Origin of the sequence: Promicromonospora sp. NPDC057488 (assembly GCF_042802395.1) — a bacterium.
In the GTDB taxonomy this organism is placed as follows: Bacteria; Actinomycetota; Actinomycetes; order Actinomycetales; family Cellulomonadaceae; genus Promicromonospora.
This window is the reverse complement of record NZ_JBHVEG010000098.1, coordinates 1-23,628: the sequence shown is the minus strand read 5'-3', so window position 1 is coordinate 23,628 and position 23,628 is coordinate 1. Positions and strand designations below refer to the sequence as shown.

Genomic DNA, 23,628 nt, shown 5'->3' with positions numbered 1-23,628 from the left:
GGTCCCCACCCGGCCGCCGTGTGTCCGGCCCGCAGCGGCGGCCACCCAGGGAGAACCCGTCTCACGAGCTCTCCCGGTCGGTGACCACCTTGTCGTCGGCCGCCGGACCACGAATTGTCATGCCCCGGGCCGGGTGCTGAACGGCGACAAGAGCATGGGGAACGCCCGCTCCGACGGTGACCGCCTCCCCCGCCGCCACCGTGATCCGCGATCCATCGACCTCCAGCTCGATGGCGCCATCGATCACGACGTAGACCTCGTCGCTCGTCCGATGCAGGTGGGTCCCGTCGTCGCCGAAGGGTTCATCGACGCGCCAGTGCAGGACCTGGATCCGATCGGAGCGGAAGCCGTCGTCCGACGGCGGCCGCGGGCCGGCGATCACCGTCAGGCGGCCATCGAGCGAGATCCTGCTGTACGACATCCGGGCAGTCTGGCAGGGTGCCGCGCCCCCCGAGGGGCAGGACGACTAGCCCGAGCGCTCAGGACAGGCGCGCGAGGACCTGTCGCGCCAACGCCCCGGGGTCCTGGCCCTCCACGTGCAGGCGCACGTGGCTCGGCAGGTTCGGCAGGTGACGCGCGTACTCCTCGTGGGCCGCGCGCAGGAAGGCCGGATCCTTGCTGATCCCGCGTCCCGGGTCCGCCTGCGCCCGGACGAGTGAAGCGTCGAAGTCGGCGGTGAGCACCACGTGGACTACCTCGACGCCTTCGGGCACCTGGTCGAGCACCTGCTGCACCTCGTCCGCGGTCGAGGTGCCTTCGTCGACGACGACGTCGACGCCGGTCCGTAGCCAGGCACCGACCAGCTGCGCGTGGATTCCGTGCGCCTGGTCCCAGCTCGGGAGCGTCGGGAGCGCCATCTCCGCGACGGTGTCGAGGTCGGTGAGCGCGACCGAGGAACCCTCCCGGCGCAACATCTGGACCAGCTCGCCCGCCAGCGTGCTCTTCCCCGCCGCGATCGGACCGCTGATCATCACCAGCCGCGAGCGCGCAGGACCCTTGTCGTCGATGAGCTCGAGGATCCGTCGTCGCGCGGTCTCGGAAGAAATCGTGGCGGTGTCCAGCGTCAGGTGCGGTTGGTGCCAGTCCTCCCAGCGTGCCTTCATCCGGTTCACGTGCGCCCAGGTGACGGTCCCGGCCCAGCCGGGGATGCCGCGGTCACGGCCCTCCACCCGCCTCCGGTGCTCCGACTCGTCCGAGCACACGCACTCCACGCCGACAAACCTCGCGCCGAGGCTGTCCGCGAGGGACTCCAGCCGTGTGCGGAACTCCCGGGTGTGGCCGGTGGCGTCGATGATCGCGCCGAGCCCCAGCTGAAGCTGACGGGCCGCCGCAGCGATGAGAGTCAGCTCCGACAGCGGCCCGGTGTTGTCCGGGCGCAGCACCCCGAACGGCACCAGAGCACCGAGCTGCCAGTCCATCGAGAAGACCGGCGCCGGCAACGCGGACGCCAGCGACTCGGCCAGGGTCGACTTACCGGTGCCGGGCAGCCCGGCCAGAAGCACCAGGGGCGGCGGCACGGCATTCGCCGGACGTGGCCGTGGCACGAGGTTCCGGTACTGGGCGAACGCCCGATTCCCCATCAGGAGGTGGAAGTCCGCACGGGCACGCGCCAACCGGTCGACATCGCCCAGTACGCCGAGCGCACCCAGCAACAGGTACTCGCAGCGCACCTGGTCGTCGCCAAAGAGCTCTGCCTCCCGCCCGGCCGCTGCCAGCACCGCCGCCCGCCCGAGCCGACTTCGGCCGTCGCCGGCGTCGTCGGCGCTCAGCCCGAGCGCGGCGACCAGGTCGCCAACCACCCACCCCGGCTCTCCCGCCACGGCCTGCACCAGGGCATGGAGGGTCGGATCAGCGTCGCCGAGCCGGGACCAGGCCGCTTCGGCCGTCGGATGCAACTGGATCATGGAAGAGCGATACCACGGGCGGCCGGCCCGGGAGCAGAGGTGCGCTATATTGATGGATATCAACATAGAAGTCCATCGATACTTCTGGAGGCCGACGATGACCGCCCTCACCCCGCAGGCCGCTCGCGGACCGGAGTCCCACGCGATCGGCATGGACGCGGCGATCACGGTGGCGATGACCCTCAAGGCCCTGTCCGACCCGTTGCGGCTGCGCATGCTCTCGGCCATCGCCACGAGCGCGGCTGGCGAGATCACCGTCGGCGAGCTGGCCACCCTGACCGACGTCTCGCAGCCCACCGTGTCGCATCACCTCAAGGTGTTGCGCGAGGTCGGGCTCCTGGCCTCGGACCGGCGCGGTACGTCGGTCTGGTACCGCATCGAGCCCACCTACCGAGGTGCCGTGAACACGCTCCTGGACCGGTTCGCGCCCGCAGCCGTCGACGCCGTGGCGACGCCGCACGTGACCGGGCTGAAGAACGTGGAGCCCGCACTGGACCGGCTGGCCGGCTCGCTGGCCGAGCGGTTTCCCGACTCGCCTCGCGACGAGTGCTTCCGGGTGGTCCGGGAGTCGTACGCGGCCCTGGTCCGGCGCGGCGGCGAGGCCACTCATCTGGTCGCCCTGACGGAGCACTTCGCCCGGCAGCGGATCATCGACGTGCGGAAGGCCGCCGCGCAGGAGAGCGCCGAGGACACCACGCACCACCGGCCGCAGGTGCTGTTCGTGTGCGTGGCCAACGCGGGCCGGTCACAGCTCGCCGCCGCCCTGATGCACCACTACGCGGGAGACGGCGTCGTCGTCCGCTCCGCCGGGTCGGCACCGGCGGCCGACGTGCACGCGAACGTCCGCACCCTCCTTGAAGATCTGGGTGACCCCGGCGCGGCGGACCAGGTCGACGACGTGACCCGCTTCTACCCCAAGCCCCTGACCGACGACGCGGTCCGTGCGGCCGACGTCGTCGTGACGATGGGCTGCGGCGACGCGTGCCCCGTGCTGCCCGGGAAGCGGTACGAGGACTGGATGGTCGGGGACCCGGCCCTCGCCTCCCCCGCGGGCCTGACCGCGATCCGTGACGAGCTGGACCAGCGAGTGCGCGCGCTGCTGGCCGACCTCGTCCCGCAGGCCGCCTGACCTGTCCCCTCCCTCTTGTCCGACTTGCTCACACCAACCGGAGACCCACCATGAGCACTCCCGAGACCCCCAAGCCGTCCGCCCTGTTCGTCTGCGTCCACAACGCGGGCCGGTCCCAGATGGCCGCCGGATTCCTGCGCGAGCTGTCCGGCGGGGCGGTCGAGGTCCGCTCGGCCGGGTCCATGCCCGCCGAGATGATCAACCCCACCGCCGTCGAGGCCATGCTGGAGCGGGGCATCAACATCCGCGCCGAGCAGCCGAAGATCCTCACGAACGAGGCGGTCGAGGCGTCGGACGCCGTGATCACGATGGGCTGCGGCGACGCGTGCCCGTACTACCCGGGCAAGAACTACCAGGACTGGGAGCTGGACGACCCGGCCGGCCAGGGGATCGAGGCGGTGCGCCCTATCCGCGACGAGATCGAGCGACGGGTGCGCCGCCTGCTGACCGAGCTCGGCGTGGAACCGGTCGCGTGAGCCGGGCGCCCCGGCGCTAGGCGCCCGGCCGACCGAGCCCGAGGGTCACCGCCTGCGGGCCCGACGGCGCCGCGCAGCACCCGCCGCCGGAGCCGCCCGCCAGAGTGAGCGCCTCGGGCGAGACCACGCCGTCGGCGTCGGCGGCGAACGCCAGGTCCGACGAGCAGACGCCGGTCTGCGGCAGGTTCAGCTCGACGGCGTCGGCCGCCTCCCGGTCGCCGGCCAGCGCGGCCACGACGGATCGCACCTGCTCGTAGCCGGTGGCCAGCAGGAAGGTCGGCGCCCGGCCGTAGGACTTCATGCCGACCAGGTAGAACCCGTCGTCGGGGTGGGCCAGCTCGGTCTCGCCGTGAGCAGGCACGGTGCCGCACGAGTGGTGGTTCGGGTCGATCAGCGAGGCGATCCGCCGCGGCGCCTCGACGACGGGGTCGAGGTCGAGCCGCACCTCGCGCAGCATGCCCAGGTCGGGTCGGAAGCCGGTCGCGTTGACGATGGTGTCCACGAGCAGGTCGAGCCCGCCCTCCGCGCCGTCCTTGCGCGCCGTGCCGAGCACGCGGACACCCGAGGCGTTCGGCTCCAGCCGCTCGATCTCCACCCGGGTGAGCAGCTCGAGCCGGCCGGCCTCGACGGCGTCGCGCAGGCGGGTGCCGAGCAGGCCGCGGGCGGGCAGCTCGTCGTCCGACCCACCGCCGTACAGGCGGCGGGCCGAACCGCCACGGATGGCCCACACGATCCGCGTGGCCGGCTCGTCCTGGGCCAGCTCGACCAGGCTGAGCAGCGTGTTCGCGGCCGAGTGCCCCATGCCGACCACCAGGGTGGTGCGCCCTACGAACCGCTCCCGGCCGGCACCGAGCACGTCGGGCAGGCCACCGGTCAGGTGCTCGGCCGCAAGTTCCTCGCCGATCGCCGGGAGGCCCGACAGCCCGAGCGGGTTGGGCGTCCCGTACGTGCCCGAGGCGTCGATCACCGCGCGGGCCCGGACCTCTCGGACCTCGTCGCCCACGGCGTAGCGCACCAGGTACGGCCGACGCTCGCGGCCGAGCGAGCGCGAGCGGTCGGCCCCGTCGCGGGCGACGTCGGACACGCGCGAGCCGTAGCGGACGCGGTCCCCCAGCGCGTCGGCCAGCGGCGTCAGGTAGTTCTCCACCAGGTCACGGCCGGTGGGCAGCGCGTCCGGGTTCGGCTCGGCCCAGTCGGTACCGGCGAGCAGGCGGCGGGCGGCGGCGTCGACGTCGTACCGCCACGGGGAGAAGAGGCGCACGTGGCCCCACGATGCGACCGCGGCGGCCGGACCGTGACCGGCCTCCAGGACCAGCGGTTCCAACCCCCGCTCCAGCAGGTGGGCGGCCGCGGCGAGACCGACCGGTCCGGCGCCGATGACGACGACGGGCAGGTTCTCGCGGGACGACTCTGTCATGACCGACTCCTCAGATCGAAGTTTCTCGATGGATCAACGAGAGCAACATATCCATATTCTTCGATGCGTGACAAGATGGGGGCATGGCCACCGCTCTCGCGCTCACGGACGTCTCTCCCACCACGCAGGCAGCGGCGTCGGGCGCGTGCTGCGCTCCCCTGGTCCGCGAGGCGGCGGACCCGGAGACCGCCGCGCAGCTCGCCCGGGTGTTCAAGGCCCTGGGCGACCCCACCCGGGTGCGGCTGCTGTCCATCGTGGCGGCGCACGACGGCGGCGAGGCGTGCGTCTGCGACCTGACCGAGCCGGTCGGGCTGTCCCAGCCCACGGTGAGCCACCACCTCAAGCTGATGGTCGACGCCGGCCTGCTCACCCGCGAGCAGCGCGGCAAGTGGGCGTACTACTCGGTGGTGCCGGGCGCGCTGAACCGCCTGGGGATGCTGCTCACGGACGCGACGAGCTGACCCGCACCAGACCGGAGCAGGCCCGGAGACGACACTCCGGGCCGTGCCCGTCAGCCCACGTGCAGGAGTGGCGCCTGCTCGGAGGCAGCCACGTCCTTCATGGCGTCCTTGCCGATCAGCGCCGCGGCGACCACCGCGGCCGCGACGAGGATGCCGGCCGTGGCGAGGAAGACGGCGGAGTACCCGTCGACCGTGGCCTGGGCCGAGGCCGGGTCGTCGGCGTTCGCCGTGACCCCGACGTACAGGGCCGTCATGACCGCGAGGCCGACGGACCCACCCACCTGGTTGGACGCGTTCGCGGTGGCCGCGGCTGCGCCCGCGTCGTGCGGGGCGACGCCGAGCAGGGAGAGGTTCTGCAGCGGGACGAAGGTGAAGCCCATCCCGACGCCCATGACCAGCACGCCGGGGAACACCTGGGTCCAGTAGCCGCCGTCGACGGTGATGAGGCTGAGGTACGCGAGGCCCAGGGCGCTGATGAGCGGGCCGAGGATGAGCTGCCGGCGCGGGCCGATCTGGTTGAGCATCCTCGTCGCGAACGGGACCGTGACCATGATGCCGCCGGTGATCGGCAGGCTCCCCAGCCCTGCCTGCAGCGGGCTGAGGCCCAGCACGATCTGCAGGTGGAAGGTGAGGTACAGCATCGCGCCGATCATCACCGCGCCGGCGATCGCCTGGAGCAGGAACGCCGCGGCGCGGGCCCGGTGCCGCACCACCCGCAGCGGCAGCAGCGGGTGATTCGACCGGGACTCGACGAGCACGAACGCCGCCAGCAGGAGCAGCCCCAGCGCGAGCATGCCCAGCGTGGCCGCCGACGTCCACGACTCCTCGGCGAGCGTCAGGCCGTACACGAGCGCGGCCAGGCCGGTGCTGACCGTCACCGCGCCCAGCACGTCGTACCGGCGGTCACCCTCGGCGCGGCTCTCGGTCAGCAGCAAGAGCGCAGCGACGACGCCGGCGACGACGAACGGCACGTTGACCAGCAGGCACCACCGCCAGCTGAGGAACTCGGTGAGCACGCCGCCCAGCAGCAGCCCGACGGCGGACCCGGCACCGGCGACCGCGCCGAAGATCGCGAAGGCCGTGTTGCGCTCACGGCCGTGCGGGAACGTGACGGTCATGATCGCCAGCGCCGCGGGCGCCATGAGCGCCGCAGCGACGCCCTGGACGCCGCGGGCGACGAGCAGCTCGGCGCCGGAGTGCGCCAGGCCGCCCCACGCCGAGGCAGCGCCGAACAGCACGAGACCCAGGACGAAGGTGCGGCGGCGGCCCCAGAAGTCGGCGATGCGCCCGCCGAGCAGCAGGAACGCGCCGAAGGCGAGGGCATAGGCGGTGACGACCCACTGACGTGCGGTGTCGGACAGCCCGAGGTCGATCTGCGCGCTCGGCAGCGCGACGTTGACGATCGTGCCGTCGAGGACGACGAGCAGCTGGGTCAGGGAGACGGTGGCGAGGATCCACCAGCGCCGCGCGGGCGCGGCTGAGGCAGGCGAGGTCAAGGGAGTGTCCTTCGACGAGGTGGCGTCCGGGGTTTCCAGCCCCGATCGGCGCTCATCGGCACTCGACCAGACCCGACACTGTCGTCGGTCAGACGGGGGCCAACCTAGACGACGCGGGGCCCGATCGGTAAGCGCGGACGGCTGTGGCGACCGTCACGGCCACGGCGGTCGTCAGGTAGCCGCACCTGTGTTCAGCCGAGGCGCCGCAATGCTTGCCCTACCGCGATCTCGACACGAGCCGTCATGCCCGACCCGTCGACCGCGCGGCGTCCGGCGACCTGGCGGGAGATCGACTGCGGTGCGTCGTCGTCATGGTGCAGGAGGCTGTACAGGTCCCACCACGGGTGAAGAGAGACACCCGCGATCGATTCGTAGCGCGAGCGGAGCTCCTCCGCCCAGTCGGGTGAGTAGAGGGACGCCAGATATCGCCGGCACTGTCCGACGTCGATGGCGCGCGACCCTCGGTGGATGCTGTTCCAGTCGGTGATTCCGGTGATCTTTCCGCGCGCCCACAGCAGATTGACCGGTAGATAGTCGCAGTGCAGGAAGACCGCGTCGTCCTCGGGTGGTGGTGACTCCAAGGCTTCGAAGGCCGCTTTCCAGACCGCTGGCTTCTCCGCGCCGACCGGAACCTGAAACTGGCCGAGAGGCGAGATCCACGAGTCTGCCCACGGTCGGAAGGTCGGAGCCGGGAGGTCGACGGAATGGAGCCGGGCAGCGAACTCGGCGATCCTCTCGATCCACGGTCGATGGTCCGCCGGGTTGAGGTGAACGTCGCCAGGTAGCCGTGTCATCAGCAACGACGGCGCTCCGCGGGTCGCAGCGCCGGGAATGTCGGTGGCCAGGATCGTCGGGACCGGAAGTCCGCTGCCTGCCACCACCTCGAGGTTGGCGATCTCCTCTTCCATGGCGGTCCGAAGCGCGGCGTTTCCCGCCGGGTACTGCCGCAGCACCACGAACGTTCGCGTGTCGTTTCGTTGGATTGTCAGGCGATGAACGGCGGAATTGACGCCGCCGGTCAACCGGCGGTGGCCGACCACGCGACTTCCTCGACCCATGGAAGCAGCCACCCAGTCCAGGGTTTCGGCGGAGGGTCGACGTCGGAAGAACCTGTTCTCTCGCCAATCGCCGTCGACCGTCATGCGCGCAAACCTACTGGGGCTGCCGCGTCTTCCCCTGGCGGGTATTGGCCACCCGGGTGAAAGTGAAGGCATAGGAGATCGCCTTCTCGAACGGAGCTTCCATGGGCATCATCGGCTGGATCCTGATCGGACTCATCATGGGCGCCATCGCACGAGCGATCCTTCCCGGCAAGGCCGCCGGAGGATGGTTCATCTCGCTCGTCGTCGGAGTTCTCGGCGCGCTCCTCGGCGGCTGGATCGGCGGGGCGCTCTTCAACGTCCAGGTCAACGAATCCTTCTTCTCGCTGACCACGTGGTTCTGGGCGCTCATCGGTTCGCTGCTCGTGCTCGTCATCTGGGGAGCCATCGCGCGTCGACGGGCCTGACCTGCCCCGCCGGCCGAAGACGGGAGTCCTGGGCCGGCGAGAGATGTCTGGAGCTACCGCGGGTCAGCGAGGCGCTCGGTGAGCCATCGTTCGGCACGCTCGACGTAGTCCTTGGCGAGCCGGGTTCCGCCGCGGATGGACTCGAAGGCATGTGGGGCGCCAGGGACGACGTCGAGGACGACGGGTACGCCCGCGCGGTCCAGGGCGGCCGCGTACCGGCGGTCCTCCTCGTAGAAGAGCTCGATGTCGCCGACCCCGATCCAGGTTGCGGGCAGTCCGGCGAGATCGGTGCGACGGGCCGGGACCGCGTACCTGGGGAGGGTGTCCGCCCCGGGCTCGACGCCGAGGACCGAGCGCCATCCCACGCGGTTGTTGCGGTTGTCCCAGAGGTAGTGCCGGACGCCGTCGAGCGAACGGTCGGCCGCGGTGCGATCGTCCAGCATCGGGCAGAACAACCACTGCCCGACCGGCTGGACGCCGGCCCCGTCGTGCACCCGCTGCACGAGCGAGGCCGCCAGCCCGCCGCCTGCGCTCTGCCCGGCGATCACCACCCGGGTGGGATCCACCCCGATCTCGTCTGTATGCGTGATCGCCCACGTCCACGCGTCATGGATGTCGTTCAGCGCACCGGGGAACGGGGCACCTGGTGCCGGACGGTACTCGGCGGACAGCACCGTGACGTCCAGCCTCCGGGCGAGATCGATGCAACGGGCATGGTCCTGTGCCGCCGATCCCACGACATACCCGCCGCCGTGGATCCACAGCACCGCTCCGCGCCCGCGTGTGTCGGAGTGCCGGTACACATGAACACCCGCCCCCTCGCCCAGTCGCACGAACTGGTGAGCCATCCCGGCGGGCATCTTCGGGCTGACCACGCGGCCCGACCCTGCCTGCATCAGCCGGAGCATCCACGCCTGCCGGATCGGCGGGTTGGGTACCCATCGGAAGTACCCTCGGAGCTCCGGATGGATCGCCGCGGGCCGCAGGCGTGCGGTCGTCATGACCAGCCTCCGGTCCGCACTCCGGCGACGACGCCGCCGTCGACGAGCAGGTCGGTGCCGGTGACGTACCCGGCGCTCGGCCCGGTCAGGAACTCGACCGCCGCTGCGATGTCGCCGGCCGTTCCTGGCGCCCCAACTGCCGAAGCAGCCAGCAGCCGGCGCATCTGGGTGCCGGACTCGCTCGCCAGCTCTTCCTGACCCATCGGGGTGGAGATGACCCCCGGGCTGACACTGTTGATCCGCGCGCCCCGTGCGCCCCAGACGCGCGCTGCGGCCTGAACCCGGAGCTGGTTCGCGCGCTTCGACAGCGCGTACGCCGCTCCGGCGTCCGCGAAGCTCTCGTCCGAGAGAAGCTGCAGGCCGAGCAGGTCGTCCGTGGGCGTCGTCGCCAGGGCCACCTCGACCTCGGCCGGCAGCCGCCCGGCACTCAGCATCCCTGCCATGCTCGCGATCACCACGCCAGATCCACCGGGAGCGATCACCGCGGAGAACGCATCGAGAAAGTGCGCGACGCCGAGCATGTCCACGCGGAGGATCGCCTCCGCAGGCGCCTGCACGGGCGACAGGCCGGCGGTGTGCACTGCCGTGTGCACCGCACCCAGCTCGGCGGCTGCCTCTGCCGTCGCGGTCATCGACTCGCGGTCGGCGACGTCCACCTTCTGAGTGGTCACGTCGAACCCTTCGCCGGAGAGCTGCCGTTCCAGCCGCCCGAGGAGCTCGACGTCGAGATCGGCGATGAGCACCCGTCGTCCTGAGCCCAGGCGACGCACGACCGCCTCACCCATGCCACCAGCACCGATCACGGCCAGTACGTTCTTCACGTTGTTCTCCCTTGTTCCGGTCCGGTCGTCACGCCGTGGGCGCCCTGTCGGGGTCGTGGACGCTGCTGAGGCCGTCGAGCAAGACACGGAGGACGGGCTCCAGGAGGTCTTCGTCGTAGCCGTGGACCGCGTAGCACGCCCCGAGTAGAGCCTTGATCTCCATCACTCCGACGTCGCGCCTCACGCGGCCGGTCTCCTGGCTGTCCCGCAGGAGTGCTTCGAGGACGTCGAGGAACGAGCTCTCGGCTTCCAGGACGTCGAACTGGCTGCCGATGATCGCGTCGGCGAGCGCTCGGTTCCCGCCGCCCTCCACGAGGAGATATCGAACGAAGGCTTCGAACGCCTCGCCCCTGGGGAGTTCGTCCCGGAGCTGCTCGCCATGTCGCGCCACGCGGCCGAAGCGGTCCTCGACGACTGCGCGGAAGAGATCCTCCTTGGTCGGGAAGTGTCGATAGATCGTCCCGGCGCCGACCCCGGCGGCACGCGCGATCTCGCTGATCGGCGCCTGTATCCCCTGGGCGGTGAACACCTCGAAGGCCGCGTCGAGCACGCGGGTGTAGTTGCGCTCCGCGTCCGCACGGCGGGGGCGCTCCGGCTCGTTGTCGGTGTCCATGGCCTCTCCTGACAAGCGGAGCGTGCACTCCGTTTCCGCTTGCCACCGTAAGCGGAATGGACACTCCGGATCAACCACGGGGTAGACCTGCCGTCGCCGGCCCGGGCGCTGGGCCGCACTTCGCACGGTGAGCGGACAAGCGCCTTCCCCGACGCCGGGGAGCACGGGAGTTCACCCGGCCCGGAGCGGGTAACTCGTGGTCGGGCGCACTTCGCAAATGTCATGCTTCGCGCATGTTGCACGCTTCCCGCGCCACAGCGGGTTCCGCTGTGCTCGCGCTGCTCTTCACGATGCTCGTCGCGACCGCTCAGCCCGCTGCCGCAGCCGTACACAACGGGACCATCACCACGACCGCGGGCAGCCACACCGTGACCGCGACCGTGTCGGTCCGCGATGTCTCGGTGCCGGAATGGGGCAAGTCGGTCACGATCGACGTGAACTATGCCAGTCCGACCGCCACCGTGACCGCGGCTCCCCACGCGACCGACCTGATCCTGACGAACCGCGCCACGGGCGGCACCCGGGTCCTTGAGCTGGCCGGGTCGGGCAGCCGACAGACTGCTCGGTTCGCCGAGGACGGATCCGCGACGTACGACGTCGGCCTTCGGGGCAGTGCCACGGCCGACGGGGCGGCTGTCACGTTCGACCACGACCAGGTGACCAGCTTCACCGTGACCCGCGAGACGCGTCCATGGATCGAAGTGTGGCCCGGTATGGCGGCCGTGGGTGCCGCCTACAAGGTGAGCGCCGGCATGGAACGGTTCGAGCAGAGGGAGTATCGCCCGGCCATGGGGGCGACGGTCGCGCTCTGGTTCACCCCCAAGGGATCGACCAAGGCCGTGCGCAAGAAGACGGTCACGCTCGGTTCGACCGGTAGCTTCAGCGCGTCCTTCACGAACCAAGGCCCCGGAAGCTGGGAGATGCGGTACGGGGGCGACCAGGGGTACTCGCCGTCGTCGGCCGCCGTCACAGTGTCCAACTTCTCGCGAGGCACCCACACCGCTACCTACACACAGAAGATGAAGGACACCTGGCTCTCCGCCACGGTGCAGGCGTCCGACATCGTCATGACGCACCGGGGCGTCACGGCGACGGTCGACGTGCGCTTCCGACACAACGGGACGCGCGCCGATTGGGACACAGACGCGTTCCTGGAGGCCCGCAACGCCCGGAACGAGACGGCGTTCGGGGACCTCACCCAGGTCTCCGGCGGGCACTACAGCGGCAGGATCCGCTTCGATGCCTACACGTCCGCCGGCATGCACACGGTCGCGGCCATGACCGATGTCAAGGTGTACTACGGGCCGGGCGACGGCGACTACGACTGGCACTTCATGCGCACCGAGACGACGGCCCCGTTCGTCGTCCGCCGGATCACGATGCTCGACACGAGGCTGTCGACGAGCACACCGAAGAAGGGCAGCGTGTACACCGTGCAGGTCAGTCTCCGGAAGCTCTCGGTCTCCCAGGCGAACCGTGCGTCGTACCAGCCGGCATCGCGCGCGCTGGTCCGTCTGTCCTTTGACCCGACAGGCCCCGCGAAGGCCCAGTACGTGAAAACGGTCAGGACGAACTCGGAGGGCAAGGTCTCGATGCGGACCACGGCGAAGCGCTCGGGTACGTGGATCGCGAGGTACGCGGGGACCACGACGACGTACACCAGCTCGACCGACTCCGCACGGATCACCCTCCGCTGACGGTCCGGACGACAGACGCACGAAGGCCGTCGCACCCCTCCTCCGAGCGGCACGACGGCCTTCGCCGTTCGAGTTGAGCGTCACGGCACGACGAACGTCACCGTCTTCACCAGGTTGTCGAACTCCGTGGTGCGCAGCGACACCTGCAGCTCCCACTCCCCCGTGGTCGGCAGCACGATGTGGCCGCCGGACCTTCCCGTCCAGGACGAGGAAGGGCACGCCGTCGTGGACCACCTTCAGGATCAGGACACCCAGGCCGCGATCGACCACTTGTTCCTCGGCACGGACGCCGACAAGGCGGGCCTGAACAGGCTGGACAACGACCTGGGGAGCGCGCGGGTGCGCGAGATGGCCGCAACCATGGCTGAGACGCAAGAAACCCCGCCTAACCCAGAGCGTTTGCCATGGTCAGACGGGGTTTCCACCGGTGGAGCTAGGGGATTCGAACCCCCGACCTTCTCTGGGAGCTTCGAGTCCTGGCGCCACATCCGGACCGGCTGGTAAGCATTCTCTTGGCGAGCCCGTGGTCTGCAGAATCGTTGGAATCTAGCGACTTCAGGGGCTCGCCGATGAGTCTGGCACCGGTGCTCATTGACACGCAACCGGGCGCACTCATGCTCGCTCGGTGCGTGGCACGCCCGTGGCACGGGCCTGATGCGTGGCACATCCGTGGCACGAACTCGTTCGCAATTTCGATCGGACGTCGAAGCGAGTATGCACCCGAACTCCCCGGCAAGAACCGTCAGGACCAGCGATACCAGGCTTCCCATTCGCGCGCGGCCTGCGAGCACACAGCATCGCCACCGTTCCGAATCGTCTCAAGAGCTTGGCGCAGAAACGGTTCGGCCTCCCCTTGGGATCGAACGATGAACTCATCAATCGCGTCAGCAATCCAATCCCGGTGGCTGTCATCGGTCTCTGCACTAGCCAGGACAAGCAGCCGGAACGCCGGCACCGTCCGCTGTTTGAGCAAGGCAGCGGCCGTTCGGAAGGTCACCACAGTGTCTTCACGATCGAGCAAGAGCTCAAGCAGGCGCGTGTCAGCATCGGAGCCAGCACTCTGAGCCAGCACCTCACCCGCGGCCGCGCGTTCTTCCCAAGACCCTTCAGCCATCACGCAATCCTGCTCGTGAACCGAGCTACCTGTCTCGACAGATCGCGCGCGGCATTGGAGCGACCGACGCGAGACCAAAAAAACACAGTGAGGAATATATCGTAGTACACCGGTTCGCCTCCCGGGTGATCTTCCAGTTTCATCCTCACCCTGCCACGCGACCTGTCACACACTTGCGAACGGCACCTCTCTAAGGTGGCCAGAGAGTGCACCCCATTCCTGTTAGTGCGCCAACCGGAGTGGCATACGAGTGTTGAGGAGGGACCACATGGGTGTTGAAGAACTGCTCGCCCGGGCCTGGGCAGCGGTCGAGAAAGCTGGCATACCCGAGCCGCTACATGAATATGCATTCAAGGAAGCGCTCGCGCGCCTAGACGGGTCCACCTCTGTCGAGTCCCAGTCGACCCAGGATGGATCGCCCAACCCTGCGGGCACAAAACCCGCCCCTACGGAAGAAGCCCCCGCGGATCTTTCAGACCCATTTGCCAAGTTCGCACACGAGAGCGGAGTTCCGGTAGAAGATCTCGAGCGCACGTTCTTCTTCACCGAGGACGGATTGCCGCACCTGAACGGACCGCGCGCGAAGTTCGCACGGAATGCCGCAGACCAAGCCAAGGTCGTTGCAGTTGCGATCACCGCGGCGTACAACTTCGTTTTGGATCAAAAGACAGTGCCGGATGAAGTCATCAAAACCGAGGCCGCCCGCCTAAAGATCGACATCGGAGGCAACTGGGCCCGGGCGATGACCAAGCTGCAGGGCGCGAGTTGGGTAGGGCAGGCACGGCAGAAGCAGTTCAAGACAACCAGCACGACAGCAGATTCACTGCAAAATATCGTAAAGAAGATTTTGGGCGCTCCGATCGAATGAAGCTCGTCGAGTACCTAAACCCGATAAAAAACTCAAGCCAGCGCGCTCGCATCCTTGCGGTCATGTATTTCCTCGAATCTGCCGAAGCGAAATCGACATTCTCGACCAGCGAACTGAGAACTGCTCTCACACAAGCACGAATCCCGAACGTTAAGTCATGGAACATCGCCGCCCGCCTAGCGGGCGCCGGCCATACCGTCCATGCAACGGGAACAGCAGCGAATCGACGCTGGGAACTTACGGATTCCGGACGCGAGGAGGTCGCCGCATTCGCACCTCCGCTACCCCAAGATACACAGGCTCTTGTGAAGCAGAGTGAGATCTCCGCTCTCCGCACCATGGTTGCAGCGATAACCGACACTGAGGCACAGAATTTCGCCTCCGAGGCAGTTGATTGCCTTGAGATAGGAGCCCACCGGGCGACCATTGTTTTCATGTGGGTCGCAGCAGTCCACGAAATCCAGGAGCGCATCTGGAAGAATTCAACAGGGCCCGCTATCACCGCAGCAGCCCAGAAACACAATACGAGAGCGAAATCCTGCAAGAAGCGCGACGACCTAAGCGAATACAATGAGGCATTGTTGCTCCAAGTGGCTCAGGATCTCGGCGTCATCGACAAGAACCAACACACCGAGCTAAAGCGGGCGCTTGACCTGCGCAACGGCTCCGGCCATCCGAACAAACTGCGCCCTGGTGAGCACAAGGCCAAGGCGCACATCGAGGATATCGTCACCATGCTCTTCTGATGGTAGGCCGCGCTGACCGCGCGGGTGCAGGTGCAGCAGACCTCGGCACTCGGTTGACCCTTGTGCTCCGCGACGAAGATCTTGCCGTGCTGTCCTGGCTTGAGTCCGATGACGGTCACGGTCACCACCCCGACCCGTCGTCGGTGCCGGTGTTCCGGTCGGCTCGTCGTCGGCAGCCGACGTCGTCCGCCGCGCCTTCAACCAGTCGCGCACGTCGGCCTCGTCGAACATCAGGTGCCGGCCGATCCTGTGCGCGGCGGGACCGGTGCCGCGTCGTCGCCACCCGTGCACGGTCCGTGGTGTGGCACGCAGTTTCGTGCACAGCTCTTCGAGCGTCCACAGAGGTGTCCGCGACAGGTTCTCGTCGTTCTCAGCGTGGTCGTCCATGGCGGACAGGTGTGCGTGGCACACCTGCCGTCCGAGCCCGCTCGTACGCGTCCGTCGCCACCTAATGCGTGGCACGATCCGTGGCATTTTCATGGGCCGCCCTTCGTCGTGGCGGTCCGGCAAGAAACAAGAAAGCCGCTGACCTGGTGTGATACCAGTTCAGCGGCTCTCCGTATGTGGAGCTAGGGGGATTCGAACCCCCGACCTTCTCATTGCGAACGCGTGTTCGGCGCCTTGTCTCGTGGTTTCTGGCCAGTTTCTCCGTGCACCAAGTGCATCGCACCACTGGCGGTGCGCTGTGGGGGAACTTCGGGGGAACCCGCTCCAGGCGATAGTCACGGCAGGATATGGGACGTGGAGCACATCATCGACCTGGATGCCCTCGCCGCCCGGCTGCAGTCGGTCATGGGCGAGTGGAGGCGGTGGGCAACTGTCAGTCTGCTGACCTGGCGCGACGAGGCTGAACCGTGGCCCCAGACGATCAAGGAAGTCCGGTCAAGCGTTCAAGTGCCGGAGTCGATGGGGTTCACACTCCAGAAACATGGGTCGGATGACATGTTCGAGACAGTGGTCTGGACGGGTGGTTGGGCAGATGTCGGCTTCCTGATCGACGGGGAGGTCTACAGCTTCTCCCCCACGTTTAGCGACGCCGGCGGCGCCTACGGGGCCGTGGTGAAGGACGTCGAGGACTTCCTCGCATGAACCGCTGCCGACGCCAGGCGGCCCTTGGGCACCACCCAAGCCGGATGCGCACCCCCCTCGGTGCCACCAATGGGGTAGCGCGAGTAGCGGATCGCGTCGCTACCAGTAGCGGGGGCGCTACCGCACCCGCCGCCCCGGGAGCCGCTAGATTTCAACGATTCTCGCCGGAGGTAGCGGAGTAGCGGCCTTCGAGCCAGACCCCTGTTTTGGCCCGAAACCCGGGTTCTGGCGCTCGACGGATAGTCCGCGACTCCGCTACCGCTAGCGCGTCAGGCCAGCGTCGTCGTGAGGTAGTCCTGCACCGCTGGCGCGAACCCGTAGGGCACGTAGTCGGTGAACTCGTTTGGTGTCGCCCACACGATGTCTGCGAGTTCTTCCGCGTCTGCGACGTATGCCTCGCCGCTGATGACGTCGCAGGCGACGTAGCCCATGAGGCGTCCGGTGTTCGGGTGCACGCGCTCCCCCAGCACCTTGACGGCCTGGACGGTGAGCCCAGCCTCTTCGGCAGTCTCACGGACCGCCGCCTGCTCGAACGTCTCCCCCGGCTCGACTGCGCCGGCGGGAAACTGCCACGAGAGCGAGCCCTCGGATACGCGCCGCTGGACCAGGAGCAGCTTCCCGTCCTGGACGATGATCGCCGCTGCGATGGCGGGCTTCTCTTCGGTCACTGCCTCAGACACCCGGTGCCTCCCAGCAGTTCGAGAATGGGCGGGTAGTTGGCGCCCCCAGGGCTGAACGTGCCAAGGCCTGCCACTGCTACCGATGCGACGTGGAAAACAAGAAAGCCGCTGACCTGGTGTGATACCAGTTCAGCGGCCCTCTGTCGGTGGAGCTAGGGGGATTCGAACCCCCGACCTTCTCATTGCGAACGAGACGCGCTACCAACTGCGCCATAGCCCCTCGGACTGCAGAAGACTAGCACTTCACCGCCCCGACTCCGCAACTTGATCCGGTGTCGCGCGGGTCACGAACGCGTGACTCGCGCGACACCGACCAGCAGGATCAGCCGGCAGGTCAGCCCGCCGCCCGGCGTCGGGCCAGGATCTCCTCGAGCGGCTGGCCCAACGTCTCGGACTTCATGCGCGGCGGCTCGCCGCGCAGCAGCTCGTCCTCGGCCACCTCGGCGGCCTTGGCTGCAGACCCGGTCGCGGCAGACCCGGTGCCAGCACCGGCACCAGCCCCAGCGGCACCGCCCGCTGTCGTCGTCCCCGGAACGACCGCAGAGGACGCCCCAGCGCCCCCAGGACGCCCCGAACCACCCGCGGACCCCTTACCGGACGACGACCCCGCGGGCAGCGCCGCAGGCTGCCGCTGCGGCGCCTTGGGCTTGGTCACGTACGTGGGCAGCGGGACGGGCACCGGGTCCCAGGCGCGTCCGCTCGGCGGCTCGTCCGACGTCGCCGGCCCGCCGGGCGCGTCGTCGGCCCGGACCTCGTCCACGACCTCCGCCGTGACCTCGATGACCTTGGGCTTCTCCGGGCCGTCGAGGATCTCGTCGAGCACGTTCTTGCCACCTACGCGCGGGATCGCCTGCGTCTGCGTGTCCGAGCCGCGCGTCGCCAGCCCCACGACCTGCGCGCGGTTGCGCGGGGCGTACGGGCCACCGTTGGCGAGGGCACGGGCCTGCGTGGCGCGCTGCCGGGCGGCGCGCACGGTCGCGTGCCAGCGGGCGTCCGCCCTGCGGGCGGCACGGGCCGCTCGGCGCCCCAGGAACAGCACGAACAGCAGCATGGCCGACGTCGTGACGGCGGCACCCCAGTGCAGCCGGTCGAACCCGACGAGCGTCCACGCGACGACGCTGGCCACCAGCAGGAAGATCGACACGATGAAACGGCGGCGCGCCCGGGCGGCCCGCCGCGCCCGGCGCTCCACCCGGCGGATGCGCTCCGCCGTCAGCGGGCGGCCGCGCACCATGATCTGCAGCGGGAGGCCCTGGCGCGGGGTCGGGTGGGCGACGCGCGGCACACCCTGGCCGCTACCTCGCCGGTTGCCGTCGTTGACCATCGCCCCTCCTCTCCTACCCGAGCCGCTCATCGCGACGACGCGCAGCCCTCCTGAAAACCGGTCCGGCACCCGCGCGTCGGCGAGCTCCGCCCGGCGACGCACCATGCTCGGCATCCAGTAGCCCAGCCACAGGACGAACAGCGCTACGGCTGTGAGTCCCGCGGTCGATTCCACGACACGACGGTAGGCGAGCATCGGCGCGCCCGGCCGCATCGCGTACGGCGTGTCCCACCGTTACAACGCCTCACGCGTGCGCTGCCAGCGCGCCAGCAGCCCCTCCGGGACCTCCTCGCGGGTCACCGCGAAGGTGCGGTGGTCGCGCCACTGCCCCTGGATGTGCAGGAACCGCTCGCGCACGCCCTCGTCCCGCAGCCCGAGCTTCTCCACGACGCGCAGGCTCGGCTTGTTCTCGGGCCGGATGTTGATCTCGATGCGGTGCAGGCCCAGGAAGAAGGCGTAGTCCGTGGCCATCGCGACCCCCGTGGGGATGACGCCGCGGCCGGCCACGCTCTGGCTCACCCAGTAGCCGATGCTCGCGGAGCACATGGAGCCCCAGGTGATCGACGCGACGGTCAGCTGCCCCACGAGGGCGCCGTCGAGCTCCACGCCGAACGGGAGCGACGTCCCCGCGCGGGCCTGCGCCGAGAGGGACCGCACGTACTCCCCGAACGTCGAGGCGATGTACCGGTTCGCACCGGGCGACGTCGCCTCCCAGCGCTCGAGCCAGGCCGCGTTCTCGGCCCGCAGGCGCGACCAGTCGGTCGCGTCCCGGCGCCGGAGCGGGCGCAGCACGACAGTCCCCGACGGCGTGTCCTCACGCAGCGTCACCGGCCATGGCTTGGCCACCGTCCACCCCTTCACAAACTTACCTGTGGTGCCTTCCGGCACGTCCGACTTACTCGACGGCAACATCGTTCGCCCCCTGCCACGTCCCATGACGAATCCCCCGCTGGAGGAGGGTCTACCACGCTCGGTGGCCTGGGACCCGTCGAGCAGCCGCTCGGTCATGTTCTCGCCTTCTTCGTACGCTGTTCGTAACAATCCAGTCTCGGAGTCTTGGCACAATAGCGGTCATGAGCGGCATCTCTGTTCCGACGCCACAGCCCTACCCCGTCCAACCCGGGATGGAGACAGGTGACGCCAAGGAGGAGCTGCGTCGCGCGATCCGCGCGCAGCGCGGTCTCCGGTCCGTCCGACGCCGGACGGAGGCCGCCGAGCTGCTCGCCGACGTCATCGAGTCCATCCCCGAGGTGCGCGACGCCGGGTGCGTCGCGGCGTACGCGGCCCGCAGCGCGGAACCCGGCATGCTGCCCCTCCTGGACCGTCTCGCGGACCGAGGCGTCCGCGCGCTGCTCCCCGTGCTCGGGGCCGGCCTGGCCCGCGACTGGGCGGACTACACCGGCCCGGACGACCTGCTGGAGCGGGCACCCGGACGGCCGCCCGAGCCGGGCGGCCCCGCCCTGGGCACCGACGCCGTCAAGCTGGCCGACGTCGTCCTGGCGCCCGCCCTCGCCGTCGACACCCGCGGGGTGCGGCTCGGCCAGGGCGGCGGCTGGTACGACCGCGCGCTGACCCACCTGCGGCCGGGCGCGAAGGTCGTTGCCGTCGTCTTCCCGGAAGAGGTGTACGACGCCGCGGACCACCCGCTGCCCCGCGAGGAGCACGACATCCTGGTCCACGCCGTCGCCACCACGACCGACTGGCGCTGGCTCGGCTGACGCCAAGCACCGCCGCCCCGCCGGTCGAGCTTCGCCCCGCCCTGTTGGTCGAGCTTGTCGAGACCTGGTGGGGTCTCGACAAGCTCGACCAGCGGGTGGGGCGGCTCGACCGGCGGGGCGGATCGACCGGCGGTCGGGCCGAGCCCTACGGCGTCAGGATCTGCTCGTCCTCGGCGGCGCCCTCGACCGCGTCCGCGGTGAACGGCCAGGGGAACGTCTCCCCCGTCGCCCAGGCGTTGAGCTGGTCGTCGTAGTGCGGCGATCCCGGGTGCGCCGACGCGCCGGTCACGACCACCCACGTGGAGGCGTCCAGGTCGGCGAGGTCCACGACCATGCGCATCGACGGGCCGCTGGTCACGTCGAAGCTGCCGCTGGCCGCGTCGAAGGAGGTGGCGTTCACGATCGACGACCCACCACCGACCTTGACCGGCGCCGGGTTCATGTAGGCCGAGATCGGGGCCGGGATGCCGGGGCCGCCGAGCACCAGGTGCTGCAGCCGGAGCTGGTGCAGCGTGCCCCACTCCCAGTCGCTGGTGTCCTTGCCGATCTCGACGGTGAGGTCCTGGCGGGCGCTGATCAGCGCCTGCGTCAGCACCTCGTCCCGGCTCTCGACGACGGACACCGTGGACTGGTCGTCCCAGAAGGCGTTGTCCGGCTTGTCGAGCATGCCCTGGACGACGGCGAGCCAGCGGCTGCCGCCGTCGGGCCACATGGCCTCGGGCAGCTCGTCGTGGAACGTGATCCGCAGCAGGTTGCGCCACACGGCCGCGAAGTAGGCGGCGGCCGCGGAGTCGGCGTCCATGGACCGGTCCCAGTCGGCCAGGAGCGCCTGGCCGTCCGAGTCGTAGCCGGCGGGGAGGTCCACCTCGACCAGCACGGGCACCAGGACGTTGGCGAACACGCTCCACTGGTCCATCTGGAACTCGGACATGTCGGCGGCCGTGAGCTTGCGGCCCTCCGCGATGCGGCCGCTGATCAGGTCGCGGATGCGCTCCGACCGGTAGCCGTAGTCCCAGTCGCGGGTGAGGTACGGCCCGTCGCCACCCGGCAGCACGGCCTGGTTCGCGGCGACGATGAAGCCTTCCTTCGGGTCCACCACGCCGGGCATCTGCGCCGGGTCCACGTAGCCGGTCCAGTCGTAGCGGGCGTCCCAGCCGGGTCGCGGCCAGGTGCCGTCCGACTCGACCGCGCCCGGCACGCTGGCACGCACCGGGATCTTGCCCGGCGCCTGGTAGCCGATGTGCCCGTCCGTCGTCGCGTACACGATGTTCTGCGCCGGGACCTCGAACTTCGCGGCCGCCGCCTTCATGTCGGCGGGCGTCTTGGCGCGGTTCATCTCGAACACGGCGTCGGCGGTGTGGCCCGGCTGGAGCGCGGTCCACTGGAGCGCGATCTCGTACTGGGGGCGTTGCTCGACGCCGGTCTCGGTGGGCGAGGCGCGCACGGCGTCCATCGGCACCTCGTCCATGACGGTGGAGATGATCGGGCCGTGCACGGTCCGCCGGACCTCCAGGTCGATCGCGCTGCCGCCGTCGACCCGGATCACCTCGGTCTCCGTCTCCATCGGGACCCACTTGTTCGTGCCCCGCATGTACGTGTCGTTGCGGACCCGCTCGATGAAGAAGTCGGTGACGTCGGCGCCCATGTTGGTCAGGCCCCAGGAGATGTCGGCGTTGTGGCCGATGATCACGCCGGGGAAGCCGGAGAACGAGAACCCGGCCACGTCGTACGGGCACTCCGGGCCCACCTGGTTGCAGTGCAGGCCGACCTGCGCCCAGATACCGGGGGCCGCGAGGTCGAGGTGGGGGTCGTTGGCCAGCAGCGGCTTGCCCGACTTCGTGTGCTGCCCCGAGACCACCCACGAGTTGGAGCCGGTGCCCTCACCGCGCGCGATCTGCACGGGCACGGCGTCCAGCGCCTTCTGCGCCGACTCGAGGGCGTCGGCGAGGTGTGGGCTCTGGTAGACCTCCTGGGTGGCCGACGCCGTCTCGGTGCCGGCCGGGGCGGTCGCCTGCGCGCCCGCCTCCGCGGGGTCGAGGATCGGCGCGTTGCCCGTGCCGGAGTAGGCCGGGAACAGCTCGGCCACGCGCGACGCGTCGCCCAGCGTGCTGTAGGCCAGGGCGCGGTCGAGCTCGTCCTCGTAGTTGCCGCGCAGGTCCCAGGCCATGGCCTTGAGCCACGCCAGCGAGTCGATCGGGCCCCACGGCTCGGGGTCGTTCACCTCGACGCTGACGTCGAGCACCGTGTACTCCACCGCGGTCTCGCCGGGGCTGCGGTCCGCGAGGTAGGCGTTCACGCCGTCCGCGTACGCCTGGAGGTACTGGCGCGTCGTGTCGTCGAGGATGTTGAACTCCTCCTCCGCGACGTGCCGCCAGCCGAAGGTGCGCGTGACCATGTCGGCCTTGATCGCGTCCTCGTTGTTGCCGACGAGCTCGGCCAGGCGGCCCGCCGTCACGTGGCGGCGGTAGTCCATCTCGAAGAAGCGGTCCTGCGCGTGCACGTAGCCCTGCGCGCGGAACAGGTCCTCGGCGGTGTCGGCGTAGATCTGCGGCACGCCCTGGGCGTCGCGGCTCACGCGCACGTCCGAGCCCAGGCCCTCGACCTGGACCGACCCGGAGTACTCCGGCAGCGGACGGCGTCCGGTGAGCCATCCGAAGGTCGTCACGGCGACCAGCGCCAGCACGACGACGACGGCTGTACCGACCAGGAACTGGCGGACGCGGGTGGTGCGAGTCCGACGGCGCTTGGCGGGCCGTGCACCGGCGGAGGGGACTTTTTCGACGGGCTCTACTGGCTCGGCGGGAGTGGTCGCGGACACGCAGTGGAGACTACCGTCCGCCCCAGGGCTTGGGTGAACGCGCAGGCGTGAACAGCCTCGGGAGATCCTGGGACTATCACCCGCCGCTCGACCGTTACTATTGGCACTCGGAAACCCCGAGTGCCAGGCCCCGGCCCTGTGAGCGTGCGACGCCCCGGCCGTCCTGACGTCCCAGAGGAGTGCACGTGCCCACCTATGCGTACCGGTGTGCCGACTGCGGCCACGCGTTCGACATCCACCAGGAGTTCACCGACGAGTCACTGACCGTCTGCCCGGAGTGCCAGGGCAAGCTGCGCAAGGTGTTCAGCTCGGTGGGCGTCACGTTCAAGGGATCGGGCTTCTACCGCACCGACTCGCGCAGCACCTCGACGAGCAGCACCGTGAAGGCCGGGAAGTCGGAGTCCTCTTCGTCTTCCTCCTCGTCGTCGAGCGACTCCGGGTCGTCCTCGTCGAGCTCGTCCTCGTCGTCCTCGTCCTCGTCCAGCTCCTCGGGGTCCTCGTCCAGCGGGTCCAGCTCGTCGAAGGCCGCGTCGTCCTGACCTGATCCGCCGGCGCGGTGCTGGTGCGGGCGTCCTGGGGTCGGCAGTTTGCTGCGGTGGCCCTCTAGGTTCGGCAGTTTGCTGGGGCGGCCCTCTGGGTTCGGCACTTTGCTGGGGTGGCCCTCTAGGTTCGGCACTTTGCTGGGGCGGCTCTCATGGGGTCGGCAGTTTGCATTGAGGTCGGCACAGGCCTGTGCCTGTCTCTTATAC

Annotated in this window: 24 protein-coding genes, 1 tRNA gene and 1 pseudogene; 10 read left to right on the top strand and 16 right to left on the bottom strand. The window is 69.5% G+C overall.

Annotated elements, in window-relative coordinates; all coding sequences use genetic code 11:
* Positions 1-61: 61 nt before the first annotated feature.
* Positions 62-421 carry a cupin domain-containing protein gene (locus ACFU5G_RS19070; protein ID WP_377248187.1) on the bottom strand — a complete coding sequence of 120 codons (360 nt, stop codon included), beginning with the start codon at positions 419-421 and terminating at the stop codon, positions 62-64.
* A gap of 58 nt (positions 422-479) precedes the next feature.
* Positions 480-2,015: an AAA family ATPase gene (locus ACFU5G_RS19065; protein WP_377248184.1), complete on the bottom strand. Its 1,536-nt coding sequence runs from the start codon at positions 2,013-2,015 to the stop codon at positions 480-482.
* Here ACFU5G_RS19065 and ACFU5G_RS19060 point away from each other — a divergent pair.
* Both ACFU5G_RS19060 and ACFU5G_RS19055 read left to right on the top strand, forming a co-directional pair.
* A complete protein-coding gene (locus tag ACFU5G_RS19060; protein WP_377248182.1) occupies positions 2,002-3,033 on the top strand; it encodes a metalloregulator ArsR/SmtB family transcription factor in 1,032 nt (343 codons plus the stop codon). The two genes, ACFU5G_RS19065 and ACFU5G_RS19060, sit on opposite strands and share 14 nt — an antisense overlap.
* Positions 3,034-3,083: 50 nt before the next feature.
* Positions 3,084-3,509 (top strand): arsenate reductase ArsC, encoded by a 426-nt coding sequence (locus tag ACFU5G_RS19055; protein ID WP_377248179.1) that lies wholly within the window; start codon positions 3,084-3,086, stop codon positions 3,507-3,509.
* 16 nt (positions 3,510-3,525) lie between these two features.
* Here ACFU5G_RS19055 and ACFU5G_RS19050 read toward each other — a convergent pair whose 3' ends face one another.
* The gene (locus ACFU5G_RS19050) at positions 3,526-4,926 is read right to left on the bottom strand and encodes an FAD-dependent oxidoreductase (RefSeq protein WP_377248177.1); all 1,401 of its coding nucleotides are present in this window, start codon (positions 4,924-4,926) and stop codon (positions 3,526-3,528) included.
* A gap of 83 nt (positions 4,927-5,009) precedes the next feature.
* Here ACFU5G_RS19050 and ACFU5G_RS19045 point away from each other — a divergent pair, with 83 nt between their 5' ends.
* Complete coding sequence (locus tag ACFU5G_RS19045; protein ID WP_377248174.1) at positions 5,010-5,387, top strand: ArsR/SmtB family transcription factor; 378 nt, start codon at positions 5,010-5,012, stop codon at positions 5,385-5,387.
* A gap of 50 nt (positions 5,388-5,437) precedes the next feature.
* Here ACFU5G_RS19045 and ACFU5G_RS19040 read toward each other — a convergent pair whose 3' ends face one another.
* Both ACFU5G_RS19040 and ACFU5G_RS19035 read right to left on the bottom strand, forming a co-directional pair.
* Entirely contained in the window at positions 5,438-6,883 is a 1,446-nt protein-coding gene (locus tag ACFU5G_RS19040) for an MFS transporter (RefSeq protein ID WP_377248171.1), read from the bottom strand.
* A gap of 191 nt (positions 6,884-7,074) precedes the next feature.
* Positions 7,075-8,025, bottom strand: coding sequence for a phosphotransferase family protein (locus ACFU5G_RS19035; RefSeq protein WP_377248168.1), 951 nt, complete (start codon positions 8,023-8,025; stop codon positions 7,075-7,077).
* Between the two features lie 101 nt (positions 8,026-8,126).
* On the opposite strand from ACFU5G_RS19035, the gene ACFU5G_RS19030 reads away from it, so the two are divergent.
* Positions 8,127-8,390 carry a GlsB/YeaQ/YmgE family stress response membrane protein gene (locus tag ACFU5G_RS19030; RefSeq protein ID WP_377248165.1) on the top strand — a complete coding sequence of 88 codons (264 nt, stop codon included), beginning with the start codon at positions 8,127-8,129 and terminating at the stop codon, positions 8,388-8,390.
* Between the two features lie 53 nt (positions 8,391-8,443).
* On the opposite strand, the gene ACFU5G_RS19025 is transcribed toward ACFU5G_RS19030, so the two are convergent.
* Genes ACFU5G_RS19025 through ACFU5G_RS19015 form a run of 3 tightly spaced genes read right to left on the bottom strand, consistent with a single transcriptional unit; the run spans position 8,444 to position 10,825 of the window.
* The gene (locus ACFU5G_RS19025) at positions 8,444-9,391 is read right to left on the bottom strand and encodes an alpha/beta hydrolase (protein WP_377248162.1); all 948 of its coding nucleotides are present in this window, start codon (positions 9,389-9,391) and stop codon (positions 8,444-8,446) included.
* Positions 9,388-10,212 carry an SDR family oxidoreductase gene (locus ACFU5G_RS19020; RefSeq protein ID WP_377248159.1) on the bottom strand — a complete coding sequence of 275 codons (825 nt, stop codon included), beginning with the start codon at positions 10,210-10,212 and terminating at the stop codon, positions 9,388-9,390. Before ACFU5G_RS19020 ends, ACFU5G_RS19025 begins: the two co-directional genes overlap by 4 nt.
* A 28-nt stretch (positions 10,213-10,240) precedes the next feature.
* Complete coding sequence (locus ACFU5G_RS19015; protein ID WP_377248156.1) at positions 10,241-10,825, bottom strand: TetR/AcrR family transcriptional regulator; 585 nt, start codon at positions 10,823-10,825, stop codon at positions 10,241-10,243.
* Positions 10,826-11,058: 233 nt separating this feature from the next.
* Between ACFU5G_RS19015 and ACFU5G_RS19010 the strand changes: the two genes are divergently transcribed.
* Positions 11,059-12,522, top strand: a complete 1,464-nt coding sequence (locus tag ACFU5G_RS19010; protein WP_377248153.1) for a hypothetical protein — start codon at positions 11,059-11,061, stop codon at positions 12,520-12,522.
* 742 nt (positions 12,523-13,264) lie between these two features.
* On the opposite strand, the gene ACFU5G_RS19005 is transcribed toward ACFU5G_RS19010, so the two are convergent.
* A complete protein-coding gene (locus ACFU5G_RS19005) occupies positions 13,265-13,636 on the bottom strand; it encodes a hypothetical protein (protein ID WP_377248150.1) in 372 nt (123 codons plus the stop codon).
* A gap of 268 nt (positions 13,637-13,904) precedes the next feature.
* Here ACFU5G_RS19005 and ACFU5G_RS19000 point away from each other — a divergent pair, with 268 nt between their 5' ends.
* Together ACFU5G_RS19000 and ACFU5G_RS18995 are read left to right on the top strand one after the other, a co-directional pair.
* Complete coding sequence (locus tag ACFU5G_RS19000) at positions 13,905-14,504, top strand: hypothetical protein (protein ID WP_377248147.1); 600 nt, start codon at positions 13,905-13,907, stop codon at positions 14,502-14,504.
* Complete coding sequence (locus ACFU5G_RS18995) at positions 14,501-15,250, top strand: hypothetical protein (RefSeq protein ID WP_377248144.1); 750 nt, start codon at positions 14,501-14,503, stop codon at positions 15,248-15,250. Before ACFU5G_RS19000 ends, ACFU5G_RS18995 begins: the two co-directional genes overlap by 4 nt.
* Here the strand turns inward: ACFU5G_RS18995 and ACFU5G_RS18990 are convergent.
* The gene (locus ACFU5G_RS18990) at positions 15,140-15,637 is read right to left on the bottom strand and encodes a helix-turn-helix transcriptional regulator (protein WP_377248141.1); all 498 of its coding nucleotides are present in this window, start codon (positions 15,635-15,637) and stop codon (positions 15,140-15,142) included. The two genes, ACFU5G_RS18995 and ACFU5G_RS18990, sit on opposite strands and share 111 nt — an antisense overlap.
* A 354-nt stretch (positions 15,638-15,991) precedes the next feature.
* Here ACFU5G_RS18990 and ACFU5G_RS18985 point away from each other — a divergent pair, with 354 nt between their 5' ends.
* A complete protein-coding gene (locus ACFU5G_RS18985) occupies positions 15,992-16,339 on the top strand; it encodes a hypothetical protein (protein WP_377248138.1) in 348 nt (115 codons plus the stop codon).
* A gap of 269 nt (positions 16,340-16,608) precedes the next feature.
* Here ACFU5G_RS18985 and ACFU5G_RS18980 read toward each other — a convergent pair whose 3' ends face one another.
* The 4 genes from ACFU5G_RS18980 to ACFU5G_RS18965 form a co-directional block, all read right to left on the bottom strand.
* On the bottom strand, positions 16,609-17,019 hold the full coding sequence (locus ACFU5G_RS18980) for an NUDIX hydrolase (protein ID WP_377248135.1): 411 nt from the start codon (positions 17,017-17,019) through the stop codon (positions 16,609-16,611).
* 147 nt (positions 17,020-17,166) lie between these two features.
* Positions 17,167-17,239, bottom strand: a tRNA-Ala gene (locus ACFU5G_RS18975).
* 114 nt (positions 17,240-17,353) lie between these two features.
* Positions 17,354-18,517 (bottom strand): hypothetical protein, encoded by a 1,164-nt coding sequence (locus tag ACFU5G_RS18970; RefSeq protein WP_377248132.1) that lies wholly within the window; start codon positions 18,515-18,517, stop codon positions 17,354-17,356.
* 60 nt (positions 18,518-18,577) lie between these two features.
* Positions 18,578-19,189 (bottom strand): GNAT family N-acetyltransferase, encoded by a 612-nt coding sequence (locus ACFU5G_RS18965; protein WP_026366007.1) that lies wholly within the window; start codon positions 19,187-19,189, stop codon positions 18,578-18,580.
* A 227-nt stretch (positions 19,190-19,416) separates the two neighbouring features.
* Between ACFU5G_RS18965 and ACFU5G_RS18960 the strand changes: the two genes are divergently transcribed.
* Positions 19,417-20,061: a 5-formyltetrahydrofolate cyclo-ligase gene (locus tag ACFU5G_RS18960; protein ID WP_377248129.1), complete on the top strand. Its 645-nt coding sequence runs from the start codon at positions 19,417-19,419 to the stop codon at positions 20,059-20,061.
* A 145-nt stretch (positions 20,062-20,206) separates the two neighbouring features.
* On the opposite strand, the gene ACFU5G_RS18955 is transcribed toward ACFU5G_RS18960, so the two are convergent.
* On the bottom strand, positions 20,207-22,744 hold the full coding sequence (locus ACFU5G_RS18955) for a penicillin acylase family protein (protein ID WP_377248190.1): 2,538 nt from the start codon (positions 22,742-22,744) through the stop codon (positions 20,207-20,209).
* Between the two features lie 314 nt (positions 22,745-23,058).
* Here ACFU5G_RS18955 and ACFU5G_RS18950 point away from each other — a divergent pair.
* Positions 23,059-23,205 (top strand): annotated as a pseudogene (locus ACFU5G_RS18950) (FmdB family zinc ribbon protein); the annotation flags it as partial.
* A 14-nt stretch (positions 23,206-23,219) separates the two neighbouring features.
* Here ACFU5G_RS18950 and ACFU5G_RS18945 read toward each other — a convergent pair.
* Positions 23,220-23,628, bottom strand: a 409-nt coding sequence (locus ACFU5G_RS18945) for a hypothetical protein (protein ID WP_377248193.1), incomplete at its 5' end; no start/stop codon positions are given.